The sequence below is a fragment of the Nocardia nepalensis genome, assembly GCF_048910785.1.
Classification (GTDB): domain Bacteria; phylum Actinomycetota; class Actinomycetes; order Mycobacteriales; family Mycobacteriaceae; genus Nocardia; species Nocardia nepalensis.
Genome location: NZ_JBKBET010000022.1, coordinates 1 through 16413 on the forward strand (window position 1 = coordinate 1; position 16413 = coordinate 16413).

The 16413-nt window shown below is 64.9% G+C and carries 13 protein-coding genes and 1 pseudogene; 2 read left to right on the plus strand and 12 right to left on the minus strand.

Going from position 1 to position 16413, the window contains the following annotated elements; translation table 11 throughout:
* The 11 genes and pseudogenes from ACHQ4I_RS18815 to ACHQ4I_RS18865 form a co-directional block, all read right to left on the minus strand.
* Positions 1 to 391: pseudogene (locus ACHQ4I_RS18815) on the minus strand (hypothetical protein); the annotation flags it as partial.
* Positions 388 to 1326 (minus strand): NlpC/P60 family protein, encoded by a 939-nt coding sequence (locus ACHQ4I_RS18820; protein ID WP_420773101.1) that lies wholly within the window; start codon positions 1324 to 1326, stop codon positions 388 to 390. The pseudogene ACHQ4I_RS18815 and the gene ACHQ4I_RS18820, both read right to left, overlap by 4 nt.
* A gap of 71 nt (positions 1327 to 1397) precedes the next feature.
* Entirely contained in the window at positions 1398 to 2663 is a 1266-nt protein-coding gene (locus ACHQ4I_RS18825; protein WP_420773102.1) for a hypothetical protein, read from the minus strand.
* On the minus strand, positions 2660 to 3928 hold the full coding sequence (locus ACHQ4I_RS18830) for a hypothetical protein (RefSeq protein ID WP_420773103.1): 1269 nt from the start codon (positions 3926 to 3928) through the stop codon (positions 2660 to 2662). The genes ACHQ4I_RS18825 and ACHQ4I_RS18830 overlap by 4 nt, the downstream gene beginning before the upstream one ends.
* Positions 3925 to 6450: an ATP-binding protein gene (locus ACHQ4I_RS18835; RefSeq protein WP_420773104.1), complete on the minus strand. Its 2526-nt coding sequence runs from the start codon at positions 6448 to 6450 to the stop codon at positions 3925 to 3927. The genes ACHQ4I_RS18830 and ACHQ4I_RS18835 overlap by 4 nt, the downstream gene beginning before the upstream one ends.
* A complete protein-coding gene (locus ACHQ4I_RS18840; protein WP_420773105.1) occupies positions 6450 to 6983 on the minus strand; it encodes a hypothetical protein in 534 nt (177 codons plus the stop codon). The genes ACHQ4I_RS18835 and ACHQ4I_RS18840 overlap by 1 nt, the downstream gene beginning before the upstream one ends.
* A complete protein-coding gene (locus ACHQ4I_RS18845; protein ID WP_420773106.1) occupies positions 6980 to 7240 on the minus strand; it encodes a hypothetical protein in 261 nt (86 codons plus the stop codon). Before ACHQ4I_RS18845 ends, ACHQ4I_RS18840 begins: the two co-directional genes overlap by 4 nt.
* A gap of 18 nt (positions 7241 to 7258) precedes the next feature.
* The gene (locus ACHQ4I_RS18850) at positions 7259 to 8308 is read right to left on the minus strand and encodes a conjugal transfer protein (protein ID WP_420773107.1); all 1050 of its coding nucleotides are present in this window, start codon (positions 8306 to 8308) and stop codon (positions 7259 to 7261) included.
* Positions 8309 to 8384: 76 nt separating this feature from the next.
* The gene (locus ACHQ4I_RS18855) at positions 8385 to 9536 is read right to left on the minus strand and encodes a GAF domain-containing protein (RefSeq protein ID WP_420773108.1); all 1152 of its coding nucleotides are present in this window, start codon (positions 9534 to 9536) and stop codon (positions 8385 to 8387) included.
* 341 nt (positions 9537 to 9877) lie between these two features.
* Positions 9878 to 10762 (minus strand): ROK family protein, encoded by an 885-nt coding sequence (locus ACHQ4I_RS18860; RefSeq protein ID WP_420773109.1) that lies wholly within the window; start codon positions 10760 to 10762, stop codon positions 9878 to 9880.
* 53 nt (positions 10763 to 10815) lie between these two features.
* Complete coding sequence (locus tag ACHQ4I_RS18865) at positions 10816 to 11265, minus strand: hypothetical protein (protein ID WP_420773110.1); 450 nt, start codon at positions 11263 to 11265, stop codon at positions 10816 to 10818.
* 263 nt (positions 11266 to 11528) lie between these two features.
* Between ACHQ4I_RS18865 and ACHQ4I_RS18870 the strand changes: the two genes are divergently transcribed.
* Both ACHQ4I_RS18870 and ACHQ4I_RS18875 read left to right on the plus strand, forming a co-directional pair.
* Positions 11529 to 12230, plus strand: a complete 702-nt coding sequence (locus ACHQ4I_RS18870; protein WP_420773111.1) for a MerR family transcriptional regulator — start codon at positions 11529 to 11531, stop codon at positions 12228 to 12230.
* Positions 12231 to 12411: 181 nt separating this feature from the next.
* A complete protein-coding gene (locus tag ACHQ4I_RS18875) occupies positions 12412 to 14754 on the plus strand; it encodes a hypothetical protein (protein WP_420773112.1) in 2343 nt (780 codons plus the stop codon).
* A gap of 63 nt (positions 14755 to 14817) precedes the next feature.
* Here ACHQ4I_RS18875 and ACHQ4I_RS18880 read toward each other — a convergent pair whose 3' ends face one another.
* Entirely contained in the window at positions 14818 to 16272 is a 1455-nt protein-coding gene (locus tag ACHQ4I_RS18880; protein ID WP_420773113.1) for a class I adenylate-forming enzyme family protein, read from the minus strand.
* Positions 16273 to 16413: the final 141 nt, after the last annotated feature.

The following is a 16413-nucleotide window of genomic DNA, read 5'->3' on the forward strand; positions in this document are numbered from 1 at the left end:
CCGCCGGCGCAGGCGCCGACCGCTGACCCGGTGCCACCTGCCCCGCCGGAGCCGGACCCGCAGCCGCCGGCGGCGCGGGGGTCGCCGGGGGCGGTGCGGCCGGTGCGGCCCCGCCAGGAGCCACCGCACCCGAACCGGCACCACCCGGCGCGGTCGGCGAATTCGCCGACCCACCACCAGGACTCGTCCCCGGCGCGGCCGGACCCTGGCCATTCTGACCAGAACCATTCTGCCCCGGCGCACCCGGCGGCGGCGCCACCGACGGCCCACCCCGACGCCGCTCCTGCCCCTTAGCCGACCACGGCGTCACCGGAGCAGACGAATCCCCCTCCACCCCACCAGCGTCGGCCGGAACCTCGGCATCGACCTCGACATCCACCGGACTCGTCACGATCCACCACCCAAAACACGCTTCACCCGGACATCACGCCCGGTCGGCATGGCTTCCTGCACCGTCCGCCCCGAGGCCGGATCGACGGTGACGATTTGCGTTGCACTAACCGCGATTCCGGAGCGCGTCGGGGCGTGGTTCCGGTAATTCCAGAACACCAGATCTCCTGCGGAGACTGCCGACGGATCGACTCGCTGACCGCAACTCGCCTGCCCGGCAACGGTATTCGGCAGGACAACCACGGCCGATGCCGCGTCGCCTGCCGCATTGAGCTGCCCGCACGGTTTGCGCGACATCGAACTTCCTTGCTCGGCTATGTCGGTCCCGGGCGAAGCCGAGCCAGCGCTGCCCGCATTCGCGGCGGTCGGCAGGTCGCAACGCCCGGTCTCCGATGCGGCCGATGCCTGGTAGATCACCGCCCGCCCGATCGCGGCGAGGTCCCCGACCAGACCACCCGAACCGCTGTCGGTCGTCCCCGGCGGCGGCCCGAGCTGCGCGAGGGCCAGCTTCTGCGCGCATTCGGCGACGAACCCGGTGTTCGCGGTTTGCAGTGGTGGGGCTTGGTACGGCGCGGATTTCAACGCGCTGACACAGGCCCGCTGCCATTCGGAAGCGTCGGTGTCGTCCGGGGCGATGGTCAGCTGCGCATAGGGGTTGGTGGTGGGTAGCGGCGACGACCTCACCGAGTCGGCGCCCGCCTTCCTGGATCCGCCACTCGCGGCGGCGGTCGTGCTGGGAACCACCGTCGCGGTGCTGGCCGGATCCGGACCCACCGCACTGTCACACTGGTAGTTCAGATCCGCGGCGGCCGGCGATGTCACCCCGCCCACCGAGAGCACTACCACCGCCAGCATGCTGCCGCAGCCCCCCAAGACCGCCAACAACACCCACAGCCAGGCCGGGATCATCGCGAGGATCATCAGACGTTGGATCATCGAATTGCCCCCTTCCTAGGAGATAGCTGCTCGGCTGCCGCGGCGACACCGCACGTTCTGCGATCGAAGTCTTAATAATTCAGCAGTCGCGTCACGCCCCTGAGTCGCCTGGCCCAGTCCCCGTTGATCGGAGTCCTCGGGTCGGGCGGTGCCAGGTTATTCCATGATGTTCTCGGGGCACCGGACTGCCATTGGTCGGTGTCGGTGGCACGGACAACCTGCTCGCGAACATCTCGAAGGGCTTGCTGGGAGGTGGGATTCGCGATGAGACGCGCCACGGCATCCTCGGTCCGCAGGGCATGTTCATTGCCGATCCAGTCCATCATGCGCCCTGCCTGGTCCGGAGTGATGTTGGCCAGCATCGTGTTCGAAGTTTGGACACTGAGGTCGCCATTGCGCAGATTTTGCAAGTCTTTGATCTTTTGCTCTGTTTGCGCCGCCGGGATCCCGTTGGCGGGATCCCCCATGTAGTCCATGACAAACGCTCGTTCTTCCCCCCAGGCGGCCCCACCGTCGAGGCGGACACCGCCATAGTTGGCCCGTCGAAACCTGAAAACACTCTGCTCGAGCGTCGCATAGGCGGCTGCCACTTCCTCGGTGCTACCGCCTGTTCCGTTCACGAGACGATATGCCTGGCGTTGGGCTTCTTGCGTCGCGGCGACCACGTGGCCGAGCTGCTTGTTGGCGAGGGTTTCGTCCTCAGCGTTGTCATCGACAATCCCCCAGGTCCTGATCGCGATGTCCTTCATCCTGTTGTTGGTGAAGCCGGCTCCCGTGAGAGCTCCCAACGCATCACCCCGACCGCCACCGGCTTGCTCCACACCTCGCAACGCCGCAGCAGCGCTTCGGTAGGTGTTGCGGCGGCCGAATTGCGGGTATTCCCTGGCGGCCTGGCGCGCGGCACGCATGAACTGTGAGCGGTTCATGTAGGACATCGCATATTCGCCCTCGGCCCCGCCCGTCCCCTTTTTGTTCCAGAATCCCGCCTGCTGCTTGGCCATATCCCTTTTCAGCTTCGACTGGGGACGCCATGATCCCGGGATCCCCAGCATGGCCCATTCCGTCAAAGGCGAGTTCGCGATAGTGCTGGCTGCGCCCAGCGTGGCAAGGAACCCCAGTCCGTGCATCGAACCACCAGCATGCGCGTTACCCATCCCCAACGCGGTCCCACCACCTGAACCCGAGCCCGAACCGGCCTTGGCACCGCCATTTTGGACCGCCAGGGCGAACCGGTTGGCGATCCATTCGTTACCACGATCCAGATTCAAGTTGAGACGTCTGAGTTGAATGATGGCAATGACCTGGACGACCGCAACGATAACGAGGACCGATATCATCCGCCCACCGCCTCGAACAGACCGTTCAGGATCAGCATATAGATGGCGAGAAAAATAATATTGAACACCATCCAGAAACCCGAGTAGACAGCGTGCACCACACAACGGATCGTCCACGTCTGAGTGGCTCCGTAGATGTATCCGCCGGCGCCGAACCCAAATATCGCCAGGACCGAGTAATACATCGCGTCCATCCCGAACAAGACGACCCGGCACGACATGTATACGCAGAAGACAACCGTTACGCCCCCCGACACAATTATGATGAACCCGGCGCCGACCTGCCACCAGCTGGGCTTTTCCGTCGCCGCGTACGCGGCGGTGTCCCCGCATGACCTGAGGCCGCTCTTCACCTGGTCCTCGCTGCCGGCCATCATCCCGGCCGACCACGCCGCCTTACAGGCTGGTCGCTGGTCCACGACGTGCCCATAATTCCACACCTGCAGCGGCGCCCGCACGAAATTATCCGCCATGCCCTCCTGTAACGTCGCTACCAGTTGGGTGGTGTCCGGATTGCTATTGCCATTGAGCCCGGCGGCCACAGAAATACCTAGATTCCGCCCCTGCGCCAGAAACCCATTCGACGAAATAACGTCTTCCACCGGATGATCCAGAAATAGCGGACTCAGCACAACTACGCCACCGATGAACAAAACGCCCATCGCCGCTTTCGCGTGATAACCGCGGATGATGAATACGGCCAACGGGATCCCGCCGATAGCGACCGCAACCGTTGCCAGCAGAGGCGTCGCAACCGTACGCGACAGATTTTCCGCCGCCGCCTGCACCGGCTTGCCGATCAAATTCAACCATTCGAAGCTGAAGGCATTACCGACCATCCAATTGGCGCTGGTCTCAATGATGATCCAGGGCTCGAAAATCAGGAAGATCATCAGCGAAATCACGGCATATCCGGGATTGAAGACGCTGCCGTGATTGGTGACGAACGTATAGTTCGACAGCGGGACCCCTGATGAATCGCGGATATTCATCCAGCTGGTCGCGCTATTGACCGACGATCCCGCGGTGTCGGTGCCGGACTGCGCGGTGGCGATCGCATTCACGACACCCGGAAATACGAACAATACGAAGACCGCGAGCAGAATCCATGCTGTCCAGCGCCTACGACGCGTCGCGGCGATCCAACTACGACATCGCCGCAACAGCACCCTCGGCGACCAATGCGCCGGATCCCAATCCGGCGCACCCAGCGCGTGCGTCCGCCAATCGTGCAGGGCGACACCGCTAGCGGCGCCCGCGGTCACGGGATCGCCTGCCTTTCCGAATCGGGGGTGCGGACGCCGGCGGCGGCCGGTGTGCTGGTGATCGCCGCCGCGCGGTCGGGACGTGCCGGGCCGAGCACCTTGCCGCGCCCGATCCGGTTCAGCGCATCACGCATGAACATCTCGCCACGGCGTTCGTCGGGCACCTGACGTCCCGGACCGATCGGCGGAGAGGTCTCCTCCCGCAATATCTGCAGCAGAAACGGCGCTTCCTCCAAATCCACGCCGAGCCATTCCAGGCTATTGCGGGCCAGGGTTTCGTCGCGCTGCCGGAAGACGAACCTGTTGGGGATCAGATTGTGTGCCGCACCCTGGAAGTCGGTTGCGGGATCGTGTGAGGCCAACCCGATCGCGGCGAGGTGCTTACGACCGTCCCGGCTGAAATCCGAAGTCACCGACGAACCGACCTGGGTCTGGGTGAAATGGTGCGCCTCGTCACCGACCAGCAATCCGAATCTGCCATTGTCGGTGAGGAACGCCTCCCGAGCGGCGACACCGACCAGTTCGTAGAGCGCGGTGCCGAGCCGCTTGGTCAACGGCAATCGGTTGTACAGGTGTGGGGTGGTGAGTTCCTCGGCCGACGGCAAGGCCAGCTGGTGGCTGCGGATAACGGTCGCCGCGGCGTTCAGCTGCAATGGGCGCAGCTTCGGATCGAAGAGCACCGGCACCCGCTCGACAATGGTGCCGAGTCGCGCCGCCAGATCTGCGTATTCCTCCTCACGCCCCGGCTGATCACGAAGCCTTCGGACGACGTGGTACAGATCGAGCAGACTCCGGATATTGTGCTCGGCAATGCCTTTGGGCGTCAGCAGATTGCTGGCGGCAGCGCCTGCCCCGGAGGTCGGCGACAGGTCGAGCAGCGGCAGGATCGAGTCCAATGCCCGCTCTCCTGCGATTCTCGGATCGAATAAGCGCAGCGGATCCAAGGACACGGTCGGATCGGCCAAGTCGATGACGACGGCATTATCGATCGATGAGGCGAAATGCTCCCATTCGCCGACCTGACTGCGGTCGATGGCGAGGAACTGTCCGCCCAGATCGTGGACGAGAACCGCCATGAGCTTCAGGAAATAGGACTTGCCGGACCCGAGTTCGCCGGTGACCGCGAAGGACGCGGAAAGGTCGTGCAGCGCGGCTTCCATGATGCCGAAGTGGATCGGCTCGAAGTTTCCGGACAGCAGATTGACCCCGATCACCGGGCCACTGTCGTCACCGATCTGACTGGTGGTGAACGGCACGAAACCCGCCCACATATCCGAGGGGACGATATGGGCGAAATCGTCGAACGCCCGCCGCGACGGGCTGCCGGGAATCAGCATCGACCACAGATCGACCTGGGCGCCGACCGGTGCGGTCATCTCGACCTGGAAGCGCTTGTAGCGGCGCTTGATCGTATTCACCGCGTCCAGCGTCACATCCCGCGAGTGCCCACCGATGGCGATCACCGTGGTGAACGACACCTCCGATTCGCCACCGTTGACCTCGAAGTGCTGGTTGTACTCGCCGAGCATTTGCGCCTTGGACATCAGGGTGTTCTGCGCGAAGGAAACCTCCTGGTCACGCTGGTCCATCTGCTCGCCGAGCCGCCGCAGGCTCAGCTCGTTGTTCTTCAGAACCTGCTCGGAGGGCTTCGTCGACACTCGCATACCCCAGTCGACGGTGACATCCCCCAAACCCTCGAGCACGTTGAGGAATTCGCTGCCACCGGGAAATCTCATCCCCGCGTACGGAAATGAGCGGGGTGTGAGCATTGCCTGGTATGACGACTGATAAATCGAGTCCGGCTGAACCACCTTGATCACCGGAACGAATGACGGCCGTACGCGCCGATTGCTGTCGGCCTGTGCGCCTTCGTCCAACGCCGCCGAGCGGAATACCGCCGATGTCGCGTCATCGAGTGCACCGGCCCGTGTCGGCGCGACCGGATCGCCTACCGCTCCGCGCGCCAGATAGTGTTCCCACAGCCATTGGAACAACGCGGCGGGCACCGGAGTCGGATCGAAATCGCCGCCGATCCGGGACAGTATCTCGTTCGCCTTCTCGTCGAAGCCGTCCAGGTCGGCGCGTGAGATCGCGGTGGCATCGATCGTGGTGGTGCTGCCTCGCCACATTCGCGACAGCGAGGAGATGCCCGGGTTCGTGGCCCCCACCGGTATCGACAGCAGGTAGATCCGCGTCTGCGGCACAATTGCCCGGACCCGCTCGTAGGCAGCGACCACTTCGTCGGCGTATTCCTCGCACTCGTCGAGATCCACGCCCTCCACCATCTTGGTCAGCACGTCGATCGTATTGAGCTGCGCCTGGATGCCCAGCAGTAGCGAACCGTTCGGCAGATTATTGATGAGCGAGTGATGGGCCGCCTTCACGTCGTACTTGTCGCTGGCCTTGCGCAGCCCGTAGCCGAGCGGGTTGATGAAGTACGTCGCGGTGACCAGACCCGAATGGGTGAATTGCAGATTCCCGCGAATCGCCGCGGTCGGCTGGATGTCCTGTCCGAATGCCATCAACCGCGCCCTTCCGCTGGGTGGTGACCGTTGCCGTTCAACCGAGCGCTGAGATCCGCCCCGCTCGCGCCCGCTCCCAGTGCCGCCAGCACGCGTTCGTCGACGATCGTGTTGCCGGAAGGCTTTTCGGCGCCGACGCGGTCGGGCAGGATGAGCACAACCGATTCCTCGACGAACATGGCCAGGCGTGCGGAGTCCGCGTCGATCGGCATCCCGGAAGCCGAGACCGGTTTGCGATAGACGATGAGCCGACCGACCCACATCGCCCGGGAAATCATCCGGACCCCGGTATACGGCACCAGACCGAGTCCGAAAACGACCATCACCGTCAGCACCAGACCGGCGATGAAGGTGACCGCGGGATTGACCGGAAACGTCATGGCGCACACCGAGGTGATCACCATCATCACCACCGCACCGGTGACCTGGGGCAGGGTATACGGTCCGAACGGGAGCTTCTGCCCGTTCTGTGCCTTGCCGATCATGGTCGGCACGCGCTTGATCGGCGTGAAAACCTTGATCACCTGGGTCACCGATAGCCCCCGATGGGGTGATCGGGGACGATGATGTTGGAGTCGGTGCGCGCGTAGTTGACCAGGGTCGGCAATATCCAGAACAGGACCGCGGCCAACACCGCCGAGCCCGCGACCGCGAGGATCTTCGCCGGGGACAGCCGGGATTTGGCCGCCTCGGAGATCATCACCCCCATGCTCAGAATGGTGATCAGGATCAACCCCGCCCAGCGGATGAAGACCAGCACGCCGTACAGGATGGCGCTCAAATTACCCATGGGCCTGCCTCTTTCGTATCAGTTCTGGGTAGCCCGCGGAATCTGCGCCACGGACGACGGCACCGAGGAGGTGACCGAGCTCGAGGGGCGGCTACCACCGCGCGAGTCCTGCTGCGCGACCACGGCCGGCGGATTCGTCATCGCGGGCACAGAATCCACCGATTGCACCTGCCACTGGCCGCCGTCGCGCACCATGGTCAGCGGGTAGGCCAGCGTCGCGGCCGCGCCGCCGTCGCCCTTGGGATTGACCGTGGCCAGCACCTGCGCCGCCGATCGCGCTGTGCCGCAACTGTTGTCATCGGAGGTGACCGCGACCGTCTCCACCGCGGTGAACGGCGCCGGACGCAACGCGGCGATCCCGGCATCCAGGGTGATGTAGCGACCCACGTCCCCGGTACCGGTCAAGTACGCCGTCAGGAAACCCGAAGCCACTTGAGCCAGTGGGGTATCGGCCGTGCACGGCGAGGAATACGCCTGCGCCAGATCCGCACCCCGGCTGGGCGGTTCCACCAGGGCGGGCAGCGATAACGCCCGCAGCCGCCCGTTGAGTACCGATACTCCTACCCGGTAGTACTGCCGCGCCTCGGCGGCGGCCCCGGCAGTACCGGTGGCCCCCGCGGTCCCCGTGGTCCCCGCGGTCCCCGTGGTCTTGCCGACCCGAACCGATACGGTCACCGACCAGACCTCGAGTGCATCGAAGCTGCCGATACGCGCCACGTACACCACCATCGGCTCCGACACCTGCCGCGCGGTCGTCGGCAGCGTGATCTGCTGCGCACTGCCGCCGACATATTCACCGAGCCGATCCTGTTGTCCAGCAACCGAACCCAGGTACGTCACGATGAACTGCTCGGCGAACGAACCGGCCAACTGCGCGCGTCCGACGGTCGCGGGCGTGGCATTGTCCGACGGTGGCGGCGGATCCGAGGCGAACCAATCGAGGATCGCGTGGCCACCGCCCAGGATCGCGAGCACCGCGAGCGCCCCGACGATCACATTGTCGCGGCGGCGGCGTGCGACCATTCGGCGAAGTAATTCCTCGCCCGAATCAGTCGATCTGCCAGCCATTGTCCGCACTTTCGAAATGGTAGAGAGCACAGTCGTTTCCGGCCGCCCCGCCATTCCCAGGGTTGGGGACAGCGGGTCAGTACACCGGACTACGTTTCAAGCGATGTGCGAGCCGATACTGCAGCTGATCGTCATAACCGATCGGCGCATGCCCCGGCACGGATTCCAGCGCGTTGCGCCCGGATTCCAGCATCGGCACATCGTCGGCGACGCGAACCAGTTGCGCGATCGCCAGCTGCCGACTCGGATATCCGGGATACGGGTAGAGCAGCAGCGACGTCGGCGTGTAACCACCGCCGTAGTTGAGCGCTCGCACCGTGACACCCGCGGTATCCCCCGATTGCAGCCGATCGGTGAGGCCGACCAACCGGATACGGTCATCCGGATGGAAGACGTCCACCGGCCGGAACAGGTAGTCCCAGCGGATCCAGGGCGCCGGATCGGTGAGCCAGTGCGAGATGCTCGCTCGCTCGGTTTGCACGATCGCGAGGTGAGTTCCGGCCCGGCGGTGCGCCTCTCGCAGGCCGACTCGTTCCAGTGTCGGCCACTCCGACGGTTCGTTGTCGGAGGTGACGTCCTCGATCAGCAACCACGCGCCGTGCGTCCGGTCGTCGTCGCGGGCCCGGATGGTGATGCGCCACCGTCCCGGCCGCTCCGGTCCATCGGTCACCGTGACGTCGAACTGGAGTCGGTCACCGGGTTTGGGGTTATAGAGCAGATCAAGGACCTCGGCGTGTCGGTTGAAGCCCGAGATCCGATGGAACAGCTCCGCGATCGACATCACCGGCGCGTACTGCTCGGCCGAGTTGCCGGTCAACCGCGTCGCGCCGATCGGTTGCTGGATGGTCTGGGTACCGAGGTCCCAGATAGCACCCACCGCGGCCGGAAGTACCGGGCAGTTCGCGGTGGCGGGCCCCATCCACAGGCGGACCGCGTGCACATCCCCGCCGGGTCCGAATACCGGACGGATCCGCAGCAGGTGCGGCCCCGAACCGGTCTTGATCGTCAGATCCACATCCTCGGCCCCGTCACGCGCCGCGCGTAAGGCCTCGACCAGACTCCGGGTCCTCAGACTGTCATAGAGAGCTGGCGTCCGCGCCAGCAGCCGCTGCAGCACTCGCTGCCAGTCGGCGAAATCCCGCGGCGCTTCCCCCACCGACGCCACCGACATCGCTTCGGGCGTCAACGTCTCGATCGTTATCCAAGGAATTACTGCGCCACTCGTCATCGCACTTGCCCGTACCAGCCGTTCTTCCGGAAGCTGTCACCCAAGGGGCGACACCATGTGACCAGAACAATGTACCGCTATCTAACGGCTCGTTCAATAGGTTCCATGATGTCGACATCACATGCAGTCTGCATGACTCGGACGCCACAGGTTCACCGACCGGTCGTTTCTTAACATCCGCTTGATGAAGCTACGGTTAAACAGCACAATTCCGCGCGCACACCGCGGTTCGCCGCACGCGAACGAACCGCGGCGCCGCACCACCCGATCGAACCAGCAAGGCGCCCGGCGAACCCGGCGGGGCCAAGGCGTTGAGCGGGGTGAACTGCCGCGAACAGATTTCAGCGCTGCGCCGCGAGGGCGATCACACCGGCACCCGCCAGCGCACCCATGTCACCGAGTCCGGACGGCACCACCCGCAATCCGGTGAGAGAGCTGAGCCTGGCGTGTGTCGCGACGGCCGCGCCGAGCGACTTCCAGAGCGCGGTACCCGGACGCGCCATCGCGCCGCCGACGATCACCAGATCCACGTCGAGCAGTGCGGCCGCCGAGGCGATTGCCCGACCGAGCGCGGTTCCCGACCGACTCAGTGCGGCCTCGGCGATCTCGTCACCCGCGCGAGCGGTCTCGAGCAACTCATCGACGGATGCGCCCGTCCAGCCTTGGGTGCGTGCCCATTTCAGCGTGGCGGTCGCGCTCGCCACTGACTCCAGACACCCGCGCCCACCACAGTCACAGACGTCATCGAACCCTGGGACCAGCACATGTCCGACTTGTCCGGCATTTCCGGTACGACCGACCACCACGAAACCACCAACCGAGACAGCGCCGATGATCCGGTCCGAGACCGTCATCGACAGCGCATCCGGCACCGTACGCATGGCGCCGAAGGCGCGCTCGGCAGTAGCCGCGCAGACACCGTCGAGGGCGAGTTGCACCGCGGCGGTGGGGAACAGCTTCTGCACAGCCTCGACGAGGCCGAAGCCCGTTCGCCACTCGCGGATTTCGGTCGGCGCGACCACGCCCGCCGCCATATCGATCGGACCGACGGAGGCGATCCCCACGCTGGTGACATCGGTGCCGCCGGCGACCTCGACCAGCAGATCTCGGCACACCTCCCAGGTGCCACGGACAGGTATCGGGCGACGCCGGATGTCGTCGACGTCGTCGGACACCTGTGTTGCCGCAAAATCGTGCGACCCGATCGCCAACGCCAGAACCGTCATGAGTTACACACCGCCAGAGTGAAATTCGTCGTGAATGGTGGACGAAGCATAGGTCAGTGGTCACCGGTGCCGGTCGGCTCCAGCCGACGGCCCAGCACAATGTGGCGGCGCGGCGTCGCCGCGGCGGGTTCGGCGGGCGCCGGACGCGAGCCGGTTCGGATGATTCGCAGCGGCCGCTTGTGGTCGATGGGAGTGATGCGATGGCGGTCCAGGTCGGCGACGACCTTCCCCGCGCTGTCGTAGGCCACTCCGGCCCAGATCATTGCCCGCGGTCCGGTGCCGCGTTCGGTGAGTGTCTGTGCCAGCTGTTCGCATTTCGCGAACACCGGACAGCTCTGGCAAATTCGCATGGCCGCTCGCCACGAGTCCGGAGTGCCGACGTCGAGATCCCAGTCGTCGGGACCATCCGCGCAGGGCGGTCGATGCGCGGACCTGCTCGGGATCGTCGAAACCCGTGCCGCCGCAGGGGATTCCACGGCAAAGGAAGTTTGGGTGATGCTCATAGCCGTCTCCGGGGATGCCAGGGGTCGCCAACATCGGTTGTGCGAGCCCATTGGTCGGGCGGTCATCAGGGCTGCTCAACAGTCCCCGGAAGGCCCAGCGATGATTGCTGGTCCACGCACGTTAACCCACCATTGGCCGATCGGCAATCGTTTCTGCCGCTACTTAACGGCACGTTGACCAACATGTGATCCTCACGTATCGTTGAGTAACGGTACATTTGGTCGCGGGCCATCCGCTAGGCGAATTATGGTTTCCTATGGATATGGCTGTTGAGTCCGAGTACACGATCGACGAGCTGGCGCGGGCGGCCGATACCACCGTGCGCAGTGTCCGCGTGTACCACGAACGAGGACTCCTCCCCTCCCCCGAAGTGCGGGGGCGCATCGGCTATTACGGGTCGGATCACCTGAACCGACTGCAGACGATCAGTCGACTGCTCAGTCGGGGCATGAAGTTGAACGGGATCCGGGAACTGCTCGAGGCGTGGGACCGCGGTGACGGTCTCGCCGACGTCCTCGGCGTCGCCGATCCACCGACGACGGAACCGACGACGGTCGCCTCGACCGTCGCATCCGGCCGGGACCGCAGGCAAGCGGCTCCCGAACTGCCGGACTACGTGCAACAGGCGCTGGCCACCAGCGCCGATCCGCATGAGGCCTATCGGGTGATCAATCCCCGCTGCAGCGATCTCACCACCCGGCTCGTCGACGCCGGGATCTCCGCGCGCGACGCCTTCGAATTGGTCGAGCGGATCAGAGCCGACTGCAATCAGATCGCCGATCAGTATGCGACCCAACTGTTCTACTTTCTGGCGGGCCAGAACTACGAACAGTCCGCGCGCACGCCGAAGGACCGCGCCAAACTCGAGACCGAGTTGGCCATCGCGCGTCTGATAGCGACCCGCGCCGCATCCGAATTGATCGATCAAGCCTTCGCCCGGCATTCCGAGTTGCCGCCGAGCTGATACCGACGTCACCGGGTCCGTAACGGCCCAACGATTTCGCACCGATCGAATTTCGTCCAGGCGAAATTCGGCTCGCGCCAATGGAATCGATGTGACATCGGTGACAGCACGGCAGTTGCGAAACGAATCATCCTGAGCGCAATGGGTTTTCGAGGCTCGACCGAACATTAGGTTTGAATACGTGTTCGGACGATCGGATAAACTCGTTGGCGCGCGGCTGATTTCGGGCAGGCCGGATCCGAATGTGCTCTCGGACCTCGAATTCTGGGATACGGCGCGTTGGCAGCCGCGAGCGGTGATCCACCGCTGCGCGCAATGGGTCTACGCCACTAGATTACGGCGAATAACGGCCCGTTTGCTGCTCGGCGTGATCGTGCTGTTCGTGATTCCGATGACGCTCGGCGCGGTGGCGACGGCACAGACCCGGACCGATACGGCCGGGTCCTCGACGATCGATGCCGTCGGCTGGATGAATGTCCGGGATTCGTCCGGAGTACCACTGGCCAATTATGTATTCGCCACGAATCACGGCAGCATTCTGCATCCGGGGAATTCGGCGCTGTCGAGCATCCTCGATCTGGAGTTCGCCGGTTTCATGGGCACCGAGGTCACCGGCATCTGGGTGATCGACTACGTGGTGAGCTTTCGCTGGCTCGACCTGATCGCACGGCCGTTGACGCGGGTCGCCGAGGCCCTCTCCGCCCAGGTGGGCACGCCCGTCCTCATGGCGGTGGCGGTGTCGGTGGGCGGTGTCTTCGTAGGCGTTTTCGTGGTTCGCGGTCACTTCTCCAAGGCCACTGTCCAAGTGGTGACGATGCTGGCGGTCGCCTTGTTCGGCGTGCCGTACCTGGCGCATCCGATGGCCGACGTCTTGTCCTCGGACGGGCTGCTCGCGCAGGGGCGCGACGTCGGTGTCGCGGTCGCCGCGGGCCTCAACGGGCAATCGAATCCGGATACGAATGTGGTCATCACCTCCATAGCGGGCACGCTCGCCGACAACTTCGTGCGTTATCCGCTGCAGGTGTGGAACTTCGGCCATGTCGTGGACGACGCACCGGCCTGCCGCGCCGCATGGTCGGCGGGGGTGCTGGCCGGTAGCGATGACAAGGTCACCAGCGGGATGAAAGGGTGCGGCGATGTGGCGGCCTACACCAAGGCCCAGAATCCCAATGCGGGCCAGGTCTGCACAGGTCTGCTGCTGCTGATTTTCGCCGCCGTACTGCTGATGTTCGGCGTATATCTCTCGGGGAAGATCGTGGTGGCCGCGGCGGAAGCGATCTATCACGCCTTCATGGCCATTTTCGGGTTCGCGGCGGGCGGATTCGTCTACGGACCGAGCCAGACGTTCCTGGTGCGCAATCTGGTCGATTCGTTCGTATCGGCCGGGAAGATGATCGCCTTCACCGTGTATCTCGGCGTTTACGCCCTGGTTCTCGGTGATGTGTTCGGACAGGCTCAGGGGCATGGCATTGCGGTGATCTTCATCGGCGGGTCGGTGATGATCGTCGGAATTGTCCTGCTGCGCAGGGTGAGCCGGAGTCTCGCCGCCGGAACCGGCCGGATAACCAGTCAGATCAGTGGCGTTCTCGCGACCGGGCATTCCGCTCCAGCCGGTGGTGGCGGCGCGGCGATGATGGGAGCGGGCGGCGGTATGTCCGGAACCCAGCGGCTCATTACCGGACTCGCGGCGCTCAACACGGTCAACGCCTCGCCGGTGACCGAATATCTCATGGGCCGCAGGCGATCGCCGCTGAGTTCGCGCTCCGCGATGCGCCAGCAAGCGGAACTGGCGAATATGCGGATGGCGGTCGAGGCGGACCGATTCGGCTGGATCCGCAACTACTACCGCACCCGCGAGCAGATCATCGACTCCGCCCGGTCCGCCGCGGCGACATATGGGCACACACCCATGGGCGCCGCCGTCGCGATCGACCGGGTGATCGACCGCGGCGCCGGCCTCGGCGATGCCGAAGCGGCCCTGTTCAGCGCCGGATTCACCGATAAGGAAATGCGGACCGACGCGATCAAGGCCTACAACTACCGAACGAGTTGGGGGCCGAATATGTGGGACGGCGATAAGCATGTCGGACAGGCCATCGCCTCGCTCGGCGTGCTCAAACTCGGCGCGACACCAGCCAATGTCGCGCTGTTCAAGCGGACCGCGCACCGGCTCGCGGAACGCCGCTTCGCCGACCCCGCCCTGCAGTTCGGCAGCTTCACCGCACCGGAACAGCAGTTCCTGCGGGACTATTTCAACAATCCCACCGAACCGGTCATTCATGCCATTCGGGATGTCGTCTCGGGCACGGGTAATTCGCTGCCCGGTCTGACCGGCACCGTATCCCGGGATCGCGCCGCGTTGATGAACAGGTTCATCAATGTGCACCTCAGTAGGGAGTACCTGGCCGCGGCCCAAGCCGAGAACTTCGCGGCGGCATCGGGAATCCTGCAGAAAATGGCGCTGCCCGAGTACTGGACGGGCAGCAGCACCCTCACTCCGTCGAAGGCGATACCGACGTTCTAGTCAGGACGGAAAAGCCGTGCCCGACACGTGGATTCACTCGTCGGGCACGGCTCTTCGAGTATTTCAGCCGACCTCGAACAGCTGTGCCGCCATGCGGCGGCTCGGCTTTCCGTTCGGCAAGTGCGGCAGCTGCGTCACCAGACGGATCTGGCCCGGAATCTGGTGGTCGGCCAAGTGCGCGTGGCAGTGCCGCATGATGTCTCGTTTGGTGGTCTGCGACCCCTTGCGCAGGTGCACGACTGCCGCGATGTCATCGCCGAGGTGCGGGTGTGGCACGCGTGTCGCGAGGGATGAGACGACATCGGGATGTTCGTCGAGCGCGGACTCCACGTCGACCGGTGCGACCGCATGATCGCCACGGTGCGCGATCTCGCTGAGCCGCCCCAGAATTCGCAGGCGGCCGTCGCCTTCCCGGCGCGCCACATCGCGGGTGCGCAACCAGCCGTCCGCGGTGAACGCCGCCGCGGTGGCCGCCGGGTTGCCGAGATATCTGCTGAACAATGCGGTGCCGCGGACCTCTAGCTCATGTCCGCCCGCCAATTCGTCACCGGCCAAGCGGAATTCGACACCGGTCGGTGTGCCGACGGTGCCGGGGACGCGTTCCCACGATGGCGGATCGGCCGCCGCCTGGTGGCTGGTCTCGGCGAGTTCAAAGGCCTCGACGACAGGGCAGTCGAGCAACCGCTCGGCGCGCTGGGCCGCGAGGCGCGACAGCGGGGCCGAGGCGGTGCGCAGGAAACGCATGCCACGCGCACGCTTTCGCGAGGCCACCAGCCCGGCGGTGAGACCGGCCAGTTGTGCCGGCACCACCGTCAGCCAGGTCGGCGCCGCCGAATCCAGCAATCGGTGCGACTGGCGCACCTCGCCAGCGGACGGCAGCACTACCGTGCACCGGTTGCGCAGGGTCGCCATCAGATTCGCGAACAGACCGTGGCCCTGTGCCCACGGCAGCAGCGCGATGGTGCGATCCTCCGGTGTGAGTGCGAAATGATCCGCTACGGCGGAGATTCCGGCGGCGATATTGGCCTCGGACAGCGGCACCGCCTTGGGTGCTCCGGTGGAGCCCGAGGTGAACAGGATCAGCCGATCGCCCTCGTGCACCGGCGGGTCGGGCAGCGTCGGCACCCACCCATGTCTGTGTGCTGCCGGTGCCGGGATCCACTCGATCTCGGACGGTGGCTCGAAGGGGTTGCGCCACAATAGCGTTGGCGACTCGATCGACGCGACGGTCGGCGCGACCACCACTCTCGGGCGGGCCAGCGCCAGGATCTCCTGTTTCTCCCGCGCGCTCAGCCCCGGATCCACCGGTGCGAATACCGCGCCGATATTCCAGACCGCCGACATTACGGCCGCGAAGGCCGGCGAATTGGGCAGTTCGGCGACCACCACGTCACCCGAACCGACTCCATTTCGTTTCAAACACCATGCGACGGATTCGGCCCAGGCTTCCAGCTGACCGAATGACAAGAGGGTATCCGCATCGGCGGAAACGAGAAACGGCCGATCGCAGGCATTCATCAATGGTCCTTCCGATCGCGCGCTGGATATCCCACTCCCGTTGCGGAATTCGAGAATCCGCAATCGGGAGTGGGGTCACGAAACGGCACCCATCGCCGGTCGCAGCAGTTATCCCCGGCACCTCGAGGCAAGGGGGAACAA